Consider the following 10,993-nt stretch of genomic DNA (forward strand, 5'->3'; position numbering starts at 1 on the left):
ATCGATCAATTCTTGCGGTACGCCGAGGGGCGGACACCGGTCTGGCGCAGGAAGGCCGACGACAACGCGCCTGGACTGGCGAACCCGCACCGCCGGGCGATCCGCTCGATGCTGAGGGACGTGGTGGACAGCAGCCGCTGCGCCTGCTCGATCCGTAACCGGGTGAGGTACCGGTGCGGCGTCTGGCCGGTGGCCTCCCGGAAGACGCGGACGAAGTGGTAGACACTCAGGTGGACCTCGGCGGCGATGACGGCCAGCGTCAGAGGCTCTGCCAGACGCTCCCGCATGATGGCGACGCCCGCCCGGACGGCGGCGTGCTCGGGACCGGGCAGGCGCTCGCTCTCGCCCTGGGTCAGCAGGTGCGTCGCGAGGAACGCCGCGGCGGACTCCGCGTACAGGTCGCTGACGCCGCTGGTGCCCGCCAGCGAGCGGAGCACCTGTTCGACGACCGGATCCCCGGCCCCCAGGCCGGCGGACAGCGCCTCGAAGTCGGGCTCATGACCGCCCAGTGCTCCAGTGGTCCGCTGGACGGTCGGCGCGGGGATGTGCACCTGGACGGTGCTCAACCTGGACGTCGCCCGGTAGCTGACCGTGGTGGCGCGGCCAGGGACCATGATCTCCAGATGGCCCGGAACCCAGCGGCGCCGGACCGGTTTCCCACCGGCGTGTATCCGCACGTCCGCGTTCCCCGCCACGCAGAGCACGAGATGCAGGTCGGAGACCGCGGGGAGCGGAAGGTGCTCGGCTTCGGCGGCGTGGTCGAAGCCTTGGACGAGCAGTGATCGCCACCCGGCGTCGTCCCAGCTGTTGTACGTGTGCCGCACGTACGCCGAGGTGTCGAAGCCGGCATAGGACGCCAGATCGAAGTCAGGCGAGTCGAACACCCCCCGAGTCTAGTCAGCGGTCACCTCTCTGCTGGGTGCGCGATCGGCGGATCCGGCTGGGCCGATCATCTGATGGCGCATGTTCCCCCGATGTCTTCGGGTCCGAGGGTGGCCAGAAGCTTGCGGGCTTCGTCCTTGCCGAACGCGGTGATGGTAACCTCGCTGAGCCGGTCGAGTTCCGGGTCGGGTCCGCTGCCCGGCCGGAAAATCTCTTCGTCGCGCATGGTCACCTCGATCTCGTCGAGGATGCGCCGCTGCTCCGCCGTCAGCTCCGGGTGCGTGGCTCGGTATCGAATGAGCTGCTCCAGCCATAGCCGGCTGCGTGTCCCCGCTGAGAGCCGGCCGTAGATCGCGCGCCTGCGGGCCATGGGATGGGCGATGAACTCGTCATAGGTCTCAGAGAGACGATCGTCGCCGCCTGCCTGCGCATGCTGGTCTTCGTTCATGATCTCCTGCCGGAACGATAAGGGATGGGCTGAAGATACGGTCCATGGAACGCCGGCCGCGACCCATTTGACGCTCCCCCTGCCGTTTCCCGTCTGCACGAAAGGTCTGTCCGAACATGCGGCGATACGTTCTCACCGGCACGCCGGGCGCGGGCAAGACATCGATCCTGCGTCGCCTGGGCGGGCTCGGCCATGAGGTCGTCGAGGAGGCGGCGACGGCGGTCATCGCACAAGCGCAGGCGCGAGGCGAGGAGCAGCCGTGGACTCAGGCGTCCTTCATCGACGAGATCGTCGCGCTGCAGCGTCAGCGTCAGTTGGCGGCCACTGGCCCTGTTCAGGTGTTCGACCGGTCGCCGGTCTGCACCCATGCCCTCGCCACCTACTTGGGGTGGCCGGTGTCCCCGGCGCTGACCGCGGAGCTCGAACGGATCACCTCAGAAAGGATCTACGAGCGACAAGTGCTCTTCGTCCGTAATCTGGGGTTCTGTGAGCCGACCGCGGCCCGGCGGATCAGCTTCCAGGAATCGCTGGCCTTTGAGAAGATCCACGAAGAGAGTTACCGCGCGTTCGGCTATGAACTCATCGACGTCTCCGCCGTCGACCTGGCCCACCGCGTCGCCGCGGTCCATTCAGTGATCTCCGGGCCCACCCCGTGAAACGACGCCTGCCGCCAGTTGTTCAACCGGCTCGACGCGGCAGATCGCCGGGTCCTGGTGCTGACCGATGGGCGCTACCCTGACCACCGTGAATCCTCCTGCCCGCACCCTCGACCGCCGTATCCGGGACACCCTGGACCGGCTCGAACGCGACGTCGACGCCTGGTTCGCCACCGCCGATCCGGCCGGCCTGCCGTACCTGATGCCGCTGTCGTTCCTCTGGGACGGCCAGGCCCTGCTCATCTCCACGGCCAGGACCAACCCGACGGCCAGGTTCCTGGAGGCCACCGGCAAGGTCCGGGTGGCGCTCGGTCCCACGCGCGACGTCGTCCTGATCGACGCCGAACTGCGCGACGTGATCCCCGCCGCCGAGCTCCCGGCCGAGGTGGGCGACGCCTTCGCCGCCAAGTCGGGCTTCGACCCGCGCGAGCAGCGGGGCGCCTACCCCTACTTCCGTGTCGTCCCGCGCCAGATCCAGGCCTGGCGCGAGGTGAACGAGCTCGCCGAACGCGATCTCATGCTCGACGGCAGGTGGCTCAACGAACCGGACACGGTTCGTTGACCTCGGGACGGTGACGAGGTGCATGGTCACCGTGCCGTGGCGGGACCGGCCTGCTGGGATACTCCGACCATGGACACGAGCGCGAGGACGGACCGGACACGGCGGGGCCAGCCGCCGGGGACCGAGCCGGGCCGTCCCCTGGCGTGGGCGCTGCGTTCCGCCGAGCCGGCCGACGTCGAGGTGATCGCGGAGCTGCGGGCGACGGTGATGCGGCCGGACCTGACACGGTTGGGACGGTTCGACGAGCATCGGGTCAGGCAGCGGCTGCGGGATTCCTTCTCCCCGCAGCACACCTCGGTCATCGTGGCCGCCGGCGCCCTGGCGGGCTGCGTCGCCGTGCGCCCGGCCGAGGACGGGCGATGGCTCGAGCACTTCTATCTCGCTCCGGCCCTGCAGGGCCGGGGACTCGGATCGGCCGTCCTGCGGACCCTGCTGAAGCGCATCGATGCCGACCACGCGCTCGTCCGCCTGAACGTCCTGCAGGGCAGCGCCGCCCAGCGGCTGTACGAACGTCACGGGTTCACCGTGGAGACCCAGGACCCGATCGACGTCTACATGGTGCGGCAGCCGGGTGCCACGCGGACGGAAGGCCCATGAGCCGCCTTGCCTACGCCTTGATCAGCTGCTCGCTCAGCTCCCAGAGCCGCTGGGCCGACACCGGGTCGATGGCGTGCGGCACGACGTCGGACGAGACGATCGGCTCGGTACCGAAGGCGATGGGCTCCGGGGCCTCGTCCAGCGATGAGATGTCGTTGTTCCTCAGGTAGACGCCGCCGATCTCGGCGAGCAGCGGGCTGGTCGCGGCGAACACGATGGTGCCGGCCCCCTGGGCCGCGGTCTTCTTCTCACGTTCGGGGTCGATGATCGGCCGGCCGGACGCGTCGATCAGCCCCATGGCCAGGTTCATGGCCCGCACCTGGTCCTCGGGCATCGAGTTGCCCAGGTTCGTGCTGACGACGATGCCCGGGTGCACGGCGTAGCCGCGGATCCCCGCTGCGGCCCATCGGCGGTCCAGTTCGACGGCGAACAGGACGTTGGCCGTCTTGGACTGGCCGTAGGCGAGGTGGCCCTCGTAACCGGTGGTGAAGTGCGGGTCGTCCCAGCGGATGTCCGAGAGCCGGTGGCCGCCGGACGTCAGGTTGACGACCCGGGCGCCGTGCGCGGCGCGCAGCGCGGGCAGCAGGCCCAACGTCAGCTGGAAGTGGCCGAGATGGTTGGTCGCGAACTGCGATTCGTAGCCGCGCGCGTCCCGTACCAGTGGACCGCCCATGATGCCGGCACTGTTGATCAGGATGTGGAGCGGACGGCCGGAATCGAGGTAGCGGGCGGCGAAGGCGTCGATCGACGCCGGGTCGAGCAGGTCCAGCCGGCCGATCTCGACGCGCTCGACTCCGGCCAGCGCGGGGGCGGCGCGGTCCGGGTTCCGCGAGCCCACGGTGACGGACGCGCCGGCCTGGCTGAGCGCACGGGTGGTCTCCAGGCCGAGCCCGACGTGGCCACCGGTGACGACGACGTTCTTGCCCGACAGGTCGATGCCCCGGAGAACCTCGCCGGCCGTCGACGCCGCGGTGAAACCCGACTTCAAGGGGTGCTGCTTGTGTGTCATGCCTTCCAGTCTGCGTACGGCCTCCCACACTCTGAATAGTTGTCAGTCCGCATTTCTTGCGCGATAGTACGGAAATGGCCGCTGACCACCTGTCGGAAGTGTTCGACGTCGTCGAGGTCCACAGCGCGGTGTCGGGCGGTTTCGCGGTGCGCGGCCCCTGGGTGGCGCGGGCCGATCTTCAGGACCCGCTGAAGCTCATCGCGATGGTGTGCGGCCGGGGCCGGCTGATCACCGACGGCATCGACGAGCCGATCGAGCTCGGACCGGGCGACGTCGCCATCCTGAACGACCGGTCGTGGCTGCACCATGAGGGCGGCGCCGGCGACGGACCGCGCCAGGAGATCCTGCCCGAGCAGAACTTCACCCGGCTCGTCGGCGCCGACCCCGGCACCGACGACGTCGTCATCGGCGCCTCGGTCGACATCAACCCGGCCGGCCGGGCGCTGCTGCTGCAGGCGCTTCCGCCGGTGGGACACGTCCGGGCATCGGCCGCCGCCGCGACCGGCCTGCGCGGCAGTCTCGACCGGCTGTTCGACGAGGTGACCGGGAACCGGATGGGCGCCGCGTTCGCGATCCGGCAGTACGGCCAGCTCCTGCTGCTCGAGGTGCTGCGCGCCTACGTCGGCCAGGCCGAGCTGCCCCCGGGATGGCTGCGCCTGCTGACCGACGAACGGCTGCGTCCGGCGCTCACCCTCCTGCATGCCGACCCCGCGAAGCCGTGGGGCCTGGAGGAACTGGCCCGCGCCGCGTCGATGTCGCGGACCTCGTTCGCCGAACGCTTCAGGACCGTGGCGGGCGTCCCACCGCTCACCTATCTCAACCGCTGGCGGATGCTCCTGGCGCAGCGAGCTCTTCGTGACGGCGATGTCCGCGTCGGCTCGCTGGCGGGCGAGCTGGGTTACACCTCGGAGAGCGCGTTCAGCACCGCGTTCAAACGGGAGGTGGGCGAATCACCGCTGCGCTACCGATACCGGGTGCGCGGCCCAGCGACCCCGGAACGGATCCGGCCGGCTCATCCGCGGTGATGCGAGAAAGTCCGGTCGAGAAGAACGACCGGCACGATGGCCGCTGCCGGGCCGGCACCGATCCAGCGGCCGTGCCCGTCCGTGATCGAGGGCGCGCAACCGGGGTCGGGTCATCCGCCTGGGGCGAAATCCACGGAGCGGGAGACGCTCTCGTGGGCGCGGATCTCGGTGATCATGCTCTCCAGCTCCTCGATCACCGCGTCGTATCCGCCGCCCCCGAGCACCAGGCGGCGGGGCGGGTCGTCCTGATCGATCGCCGCCACGACGGCCCGCGCCCCCTGAAGGGGATCACCGGGCTGGCCGCCGTCCTGCTCGATCATGGCCGTACGGACACTCTCCAGCATCGGCCGGTAGTCCTCGATGCTCTCTCGCACCGGCTCGCCGGCGAATCCGGCGTACGCGCGGGTACGGAAGGCCCCCGGCTGCACGGCCAGCACCTTGACTCCCAGCGGCGCCACCTCTTGGCGCAGGACGTCGGTCATGCCCTCGACGGCATGCTTGGCCGCGCTGTAGTAACCGAAGCCGAGCACCCCTCTCAGCCCGGCGACGGAGGAGACGTTGACGATCCAGCCGTCGCGCCGGGCGCGCATGCCGGGCAGGACGGCGCGGGTGACCGCCAGGACGCTGAAGAAGTTCAGCTCGAACAGCTGCCTGACGGCGGCGTCGTCCATGCCCTCCACCGAGCCGTACCACCCGCGTCCGGCATTGTTGACCAGGACGTCGATGCCGCCGAAGTGCGCCTCGGCGGCGGCCACCGCCTGGTGGACCTGCCGGGTGTCGGTGACGTCGAGCTGGAGCGTCAGCACCCTGTCGCCGTACGGCTCGGCCCAGTCGCGCAGCTCTGCGGGTCTGCGGGCGGTCAGGGCGACGCGGTCGCCGGCCTCCAGGGCCGCCTCGGCGAAGGCCATGCCGAATCCGCCGGGCGTGCCTCCGGTGATGAACCAGGTCCTGTTCATGGCTCGATGACCAGGTGGCGGATGCGGTCGTCGCCCAGGGAGAAGCGGAAGCGCAGGTCCACGGTGCCCCCGGGGAAGTCACCGGCCAGGTGCTGGGTGACGGTGTAGTCCTCCTCACCTGACCGCTCCGCCGCGATCGGCGTGATCGTGTACGTGTAGGCGACGGAGGCATCCCCCATCCACGCGGCGATGGCGGCGGTCCCGGTGTGGGTCTGGCCCTCGTCGACGACTGTGGCATCGGCGGCGAACAGGTCCAGCTGGGCCGTGGTGTCGTGGTCGCGATGGGCTTTCAGGTAGGCGGTGATGGCGCCGGGCAGCGCATCGAAGGCGATCGCCTGGTTCTGTGGCATCGGTGTTCCTCGCAGGTCAAGAGCGGACGTACCAGTCACTTCTGAAATCGAATCGACTCACTTCGATAGTAGCAGTGACTGGGCGGAGGTCGTCCACGGCACTCAGGAGAAGTGCATGACCACGGCCAGCCCGACGATGTGCATGGCCGCCACGGCGGTGAGCAGCGCGACGAACACGAACTTGGCCGGGCCGTGCTCGAAGTGCTTGCCCTCCTTCAGGGGAGGCAGCTTGGCCTGGCGCTCGGCGATGCGCTCCTCGATCGGCTTGCGGTGAAACATGGGAGTCCCTCCCGGGGCCGGGCCCGCATTCGATTTGCGTGGCATATATTGGTGTACTATTGATTTGTACACCAACTAATTTACCAGAGTTCATCGGAGGAGTGCGCGCATGGCCGCTGTGAGAGAGGCAACAGATCTCCTGGCGCTGGACCGGCAGGTGTGCTTCGCCCTCAGCATCGCCTCCCGCAGCGTGATCGGCCTGTATCGGCCGCTGCTGCAACCCATGGGGCTGACCCACCCGCAATACCTCGTCATGCTGGCGCTCTGGGAGAACGAGCCCCTGTCGGTCAAGGAGCTGGCAGAGCTGCTCCAGCTCGACCCGGGCACGTTGTCCCCGCTGCTCAAGCGCCTCCAAGCCCTGGGCTACCTACGCCGCGAGCGCAACAGCAAGGACGAACGCGCCCTGGCCGTGACCCTCACCCCCACCGGCCGGCAGCTCAGGGCCGAAGCGGAGAAGATCCCCCCGGCCATCGTCGCCCGGCTCGGCATGGACCTCGAAGAGCTCGAGCACCTGCACCGGTCGCTGACGCGTGTGATCGCCGCGACGCACCGCGCCCACGCCACCGCCACCGAGACGCAGGACGCCTGACGGTCCGGCATCTTCGCCGAGGCAGGTCGGTGACCTGGTCGTAGTGGTCGGTCACGACCGATTCCTGGAAGGCGGCGAGGTCGGGGCGCAGGTCACGCAACCCGGCGATCACCGGAGTCACCGGCGGGTGAGCCGGACCACCGGGTACCGCCGGTCGGATTTGCTCTGGTACTTCGCGATGCGGGGCTGGGCTGCGGCGATGCGCTGCCATGCCCGCTCTCGTTCCGCGCCGTCGAGCACGTGTGGCGTCACCGGGACAGGGCCGCGGCCGGGCAGGTCGATCGACGCCCGGCCGGGGTGCGCCATCAGGTTGGCATGCCAGTCCGGGTGCTGACTCCCGCCGCCGGACGCGACGATCAGCCAGCCGTCCTCGCCGCCGGCGAACCACGCCACCGGCGTCTCCCGCGGCTGCCCGCTCCGGCGGCCCACCGTGTTCAGGATCAGCACGTCCATGCCCATGAACGTGCCGCGGCCACGCCGGATCTTGCGAACCATCCGGGCGTTCGCCTTCCGCTGCATCCACCGCGACAACGCTCCCGGCGTACCGGGCTTGCGCTTGCCTGCCCGCTGGTCCTGGGTCACTGGCTACTCCCATCGGTCGAGGTGACGTCCATGGCGGACACAGTAGGTACGACTCGGTCGCGGGCGCTTCTCCGTTCCTGCTCGGCTTGACGACCCCGCCGGCTCGCTCGTCGCTCATCTCCCACAGGGCCGGCCGGCACGACGCTTCCGCCCCTCCGGCGCAGAAGCTCGTGGCGGGGCTGCTAGGCTCCTGGCTGTTCGGTGTTGGATTCCGGTGAGAGGGAGGTGAGGTTCGATGACCGCGGTGAAGACCGCTGCCCTGCGCAGCGCCCGGACATTCCTCACGTCCCGGGCCCCGGTCTGACCCATTTCTTCCCCTCGCCGTAGCCGTCCGGCTTCCGAGGCGGGGGTGACGGTTGCGTCTCGTCGGGGCCCCTTCCCGCAAAGGGTCTCACGTTGTCAAACCGCTTCACAGACCGTTCCGACGATGGCACGGCCGTCGCCCCGCACGACGCGATCGCCGGTCCCGTCGCGGCGGCGTTCTTCGCCCTGCACCACGGCCTGCCCCGCCAGGGGCCCGGCTCCGACGCGACCACCCGCCGCCTGCTCGCCCTGGCCGGACCGCTGCCGCCGCGCCCGCGCGCGCTGGATCTCGGCTGCGGGCCGGGCCGCGCCGCCCTGGTGCTGGCCGAGGAGGCCGACGCCGAGGTCACCGCGGTGGACCTGCACCAGCCGTTCCTCGACGAGCTGACCGAAGCCGCCGCCGCCCGCGGCGTCGGTCACGCCATCCGTACGCTCCGGGCGTCGATGGCGGAGCTGCCCTTCCCCGATGAGAGCTTCGACCTGATCTGGGCTGAAGGATCCGTCTACACCATCGGTTTCGACACCGCGTTGCGCTCCTGGCGGCGGCTGCTCGCCCCCGGCGGCACGCTGGTCGTCACCGAGTGCGAGTGGGCCACCGATTCACCGTCCGCCGAGGGGCGGGCGTTCTGGGACGGGCAGTACGCGCTGCGTACCCAGGACCGGAACGCCGCCGCGGCGCGCGCTGCCGGATACACCGTCGCCGCGCTGCACCCGCTCCCCGACCGCGACTGGTTCGCGGAGTACTACACGCCGCTGTCGGCACGAGCCCACGCGGCCGACCTGACCGTGGCCGGGATGCGCGAAGCGGTCACGGCCACCCTGCGAGAGATCACCATGCGCCACGAGCACGGCATGGACTACCAGTACACCGGCTACGTCCTGCGCCCGCGGGCGAGCGAAGAAACGGATGCGAACCCTGCCATGACCACCTCCTGGATCACCCGTCCCGAGACCGCCGCCGACCTCGACCGGATCCGCGAGGTCAACCTCGCCGCCTTCCCCACCCCCCTGGAGGCGGACCTGGTCGAGGCACTGCGCGCCGACCCGGCGGCGTGGATCCCCGGCCTGTCCTGGGTCACCGAGGCACCCGACGGCACCATCGCCGGGTACGCGCTCCTCACCCGATGCCACGTTGACGGCTCTGCGGCGCTCACCCTGGGCCCGTGCGCCGTCAGGCCCGAGCACCAGCGGCGCGGCGCCGGTTCGGCCGCCGTCCAAGCCGCCCTCGACGCCGCCCGGCAGCAGGGCGAGAACCTCGTTCTCGTGCTCGGCCACGCCGAGTACTACCCCCGCTTCGGCTTCGTCCCCGCCTCGGGCCACGCCATCCGGCCGCCCTTCGACGTCGAGGACAAGTACATGATGGCGCTCGCCCTCGATCCCACCCGGCCCGTGCCGTCCGGCACCATCCGCTACCCGGCCGCCTTCGGAGTCTGATCCATCGAAACGACCGGTGAGCCGCAGACGGGGTCGCTCACCGGTCGTTCCGATCTCTGTGGCGGGAAGTGACGGTGTGGCCCGCCCTCCGCCGCTGAGCGGGCCCCTGATAGCGTTCCTCCGTACGTGACCGGCCCGAGGAGGTGAGACCCATCAACGCTGTATCAGGCTGGGTGCTCCCCTCCCCCATGGCTGTGCGGTCCATCTGACATAGGTGGCCCCGGGAGTGCCCACAGGCATCCCGAAAGGCAACGAACCTATGCGTTTCATCTCGGAGACGACCTCGAACGGCGTCTCGGAACGTCTCTTCACCCTCGGCGACGTCCCCGGCGTGCTCTGGTCACCCCTCGACGCCACTGGCAGCCGTCCCCTGGTGCTGCTGGGCCATGGCGGCGGACAGCACAAGCGGGCCGCGGGCCTGGTGGCCAGGGCGCACCGCTACGTGACGGCCCACGGCTTCGCGGTGGCGGCCATCGACGCGCCCGGCCACGGCGACCGGCCGAGAACAGAGCAGGACGAACGGATCACCGCGGGCATCAGGGAACGGCGGGCCGCAGGCGAGCCCCTCGGCCCGGATGTCGCCCGTCACAACGCGGCGCTGGCGGCGCGGGCCGTTCCGGAGTGGCAGGCGACTCTGGACGCCCTCCAGAGACTCGACCTCGTCGGCGCGGGCGGGCCGGTGGGATTCTGGGGCGTGTCGCTGGGCAGCGCCATCGGCGTGCCGCTCACCGCGGCCGAGCCGAGGATCACCGCGGCCGTCTTCGGCCTGGCGGGCCACGAACCCCTGGCCGAGGCGGCGGCCAGGGTGACCGTGCCGGTCGAGTTCCTGCTTCAGTGGGACGACGAGCTGGTTCCGCGTGACGCGGGCCTGGCGTTGTTCGGCGCCTTCTCCTCCCGCGAGAAGACGCTGCACGCCAACCCCGGCCGCCACGCGGGCGTGCCCGCGTTCGAGCTCGAGAGCTCGGAACGCTTCTTCACCCGTCACCTTCTGCGAGGCGACGCTCCTGCGGAGCCGGCCGGGTCGAGCGCCGGCGTCGAAGGGCGCTGAGGCCGCGGGGTGGTGAGGGTCGCGCTGCTCCCACCACCCCGTCTGAAGTCCTCCGCATCGGCCGCTTCACGAACTCCGCGGGTCACGCACCGTCAGACTTCTTCGACGCTGCTCGGCTCACGCCGGGACAGGTCGATACCGAGTTCCTCCGCGGCGCGGAAGACGTCCTCGTCGGTGTCACGCATCTCGATGGACGTGCCGTCGCTGGAGAGCACCTCGACGTTGAGGCACAGCGACTGCATTTCCTTGATGAGGACCTTGAAGGACTCCGGG

At 70.2% G+C, this 10,993-nt stretch carries 15 protein-coding genes and 1 pseudogene; 8 read left to right on the forward strand and 8 right to left on the reverse strand.

The genetic code is table 11. From position 1 onward, the window contains the following. Positions 1-5: 5 nt before the first annotated feature. Together ACTMTF_RS44925 and ACTMTF_RS44930 are read right to left on the reverse strand one after the other, a co-directional pair. The gene (locus ACTMTF_RS44925) at positions 6-884 is read right to left on the reverse strand and encodes a helix-turn-helix domain-containing protein (RefSeq protein ID WP_441116212.1); all 879 of its coding nucleotides are present in this window, start codon (positions 882-884) and stop codon (positions 6-8) included. Between the two features lie 65 nt (positions 885-949). Then, positions 950-1,330, reverse strand: coding sequence for a bacteriocin fulvocin C-related protein (locus tag ACTMTF_RS44930; protein ID WP_441116213.1), 381 nt, complete (start codon positions 1,328-1,330; stop codon positions 950-952). 116 nt (positions 1,331-1,446) lie between these two features. On the opposite strand from ACTMTF_RS44930, the gene ACTMTF_RS44935 reads away from it, so the two are divergent. The 3 genes from ACTMTF_RS44935 to ACTMTF_RS44945 all read left to right on the forward strand — a co-directional run bounded on the left by ACTMTF_RS44935 (position 1,447) and on the right by ACTMTF_RS44945 (position 3,145). Continuing rightward, positions 1,447-1,986 carry an ATP/GTP-binding protein gene (locus ACTMTF_RS44935; protein ID WP_441116214.1) on the forward strand — a complete coding sequence of 180 codons (540 nt, stop codon included), beginning with the start codon at positions 1,447-1,449 and terminating at the stop codon, positions 1,984-1,986. Positions 1,987-2,074: 88 nt separating this feature from the next. Next, the gene (locus ACTMTF_RS44940) at positions 2,075-2,548 is read left to right on the forward strand and encodes a pyridoxamine 5'-phosphate oxidase family protein (RefSeq protein WP_441116215.1); all 474 of its coding nucleotides are present in this window, start codon (positions 2,075-2,077) and stop codon (positions 2,546-2,548) included. 69 nt (positions 2,549-2,617) lie between these two features. Next, positions 2,618-3,145, forward strand: coding sequence for a GNAT family N-acetyltransferase (locus tag ACTMTF_RS44945; RefSeq protein ID WP_441116216.1), 528 nt, complete (start codon positions 2,618-2,620; stop codon positions 3,143-3,145). Positions 3,146-3,155: 10 nt separating this feature from the next. Here the strand turns inward: ACTMTF_RS44945 and ACTMTF_RS44950 are convergent, their stop codons facing one another. Further along, the gene (locus tag ACTMTF_RS44950) at positions 3,156-4,154 is read right to left on the reverse strand and encodes an SDR family NAD(P)-dependent oxidoreductase (protein ID WP_441116217.1); all 999 of its coding nucleotides are present in this window, start codon (positions 4,152-4,154) and stop codon (positions 3,156-3,158) included. A 74-nt stretch (positions 4,155-4,228) separates the two neighbouring features. On the opposite strand from ACTMTF_RS44950, the gene ACTMTF_RS44955 reads away from it, so the two are divergent. After that, a complete protein-coding gene (locus ACTMTF_RS44955; RefSeq protein WP_441116218.1) occupies positions 4,229-5,179 on the forward strand; it encodes an AraC family transcriptional regulator in 951 nt (316 codons plus the stop codon). A gap of 110 nt (positions 5,180-5,289) precedes the next feature. Here ACTMTF_RS44955 and ACTMTF_RS44960 read toward each other — a convergent pair whose 3' ends face one another. From ACTMTF_RS44960 to ACTMTF_RS44970, 3 genes are all read right to left on the reverse strand, one after another. Beyond that, complete coding sequence (locus ACTMTF_RS44960; protein WP_441116219.1) at positions 5,290-6,135, reverse strand: oxidoreductase; 846 nt, start codon at positions 6,133-6,135, stop codon at positions 5,290-5,292. Next, entirely contained in the window at positions 6,132-6,485 is a 354-nt protein-coding gene (locus ACTMTF_RS44965; protein ID WP_441116220.1) for a nuclear transport factor 2 family protein, read from the reverse strand. Before ACTMTF_RS44965 ends, ACTMTF_RS44960 begins: the two co-directional genes overlap by 4 nt. Before the next feature lie 102 nt (positions 6,486-6,587). Continuing rightward, the gene (locus ACTMTF_RS44970; RefSeq protein WP_441116221.1) at positions 6,588-6,764 is read right to left on the reverse strand and encodes a hypothetical protein; all 177 of its coding nucleotides are present in this window, start codon (positions 6,762-6,764) and stop codon (positions 6,588-6,590) included. Between the two features lie 109 nt (positions 6,765-6,873). Here ACTMTF_RS44970 and ACTMTF_RS44975 point away from each other — a divergent pair, with 109 nt between their 5' ends. Beyond that, positions 6,874-7,353 carry a MarR family winged helix-turn-helix transcriptional regulator gene (locus tag ACTMTF_RS44975; protein ID WP_441116222.1) on the forward strand — a complete coding sequence of 160 codons (480 nt, stop codon included), beginning with the start codon at positions 6,874-6,876 and terminating at the stop codon, positions 7,351-7,353. Positions 7,354-7,470: 117 nt separating this feature from the next. On the opposite strand, the gene ACTMTF_RS44980 is transcribed toward ACTMTF_RS44975, so the two are convergent. Further along, entirely contained in the window at positions 7,471-7,935 is a 465-nt protein-coding gene (locus ACTMTF_RS44980) for a nitroreductase family deazaflavin-dependent oxidoreductase (protein ID WP_397017618.1), read from the reverse strand. Positions 7,936-8,331: 396 nt separating this feature from the next. Here ACTMTF_RS44980 and ACTMTF_RS44985 point away from each other — a divergent pair. From ACTMTF_RS44985 to ACTMTF_RS44995, 3 genes and pseudogenes are all read left to right on the forward strand, one after another. Beyond that, positions 8,332-8,841 (forward strand): annotated as a pseudogene (locus ACTMTF_RS44985) (class I SAM-dependent methyltransferase); the annotation flags it as partial. Positions 8,842-9,159: 318 nt separating this feature from the next. Beyond that, positions 9,160-9,672, forward strand: a complete 513-nt coding sequence (locus tag ACTMTF_RS44990; protein WP_441116225.1) for a GNAT family N-acetyltransferase — start codon at positions 9,160-9,162, stop codon at positions 9,670-9,672. Between the two features lie 259 nt (positions 9,673-9,931). Continuing rightward, positions 9,932-10,720 carry a dienelactone hydrolase family protein gene (locus ACTMTF_RS44995; protein ID WP_441116223.1) on the forward strand — a complete coding sequence of 263 codons (789 nt, stop codon included), beginning with the start codon at positions 9,932-9,934 and terminating at the stop codon, positions 10,718-10,720. Positions 10,721-10,812: 92 nt separating this feature from the next. Here ACTMTF_RS44995 and ACTMTF_RS45000 read toward each other — a convergent pair. After that, the coding region (locus ACTMTF_RS45000) for a hypothetical protein (protein WP_441116224.1) at positions 10,813-10,993 on the reverse strand (181 nt) is incomplete at its 5' end.

The sequence above is a fragment of the Nonomuraea sp. ZG12 genome, assembly GCF_052068115.1.
Taxonomy (GTDB): domain Bacteria; phylum Actinomycetota; class Actinomycetes; order Streptosporangiales; family Streptosporangiaceae; genus Nonomuraea.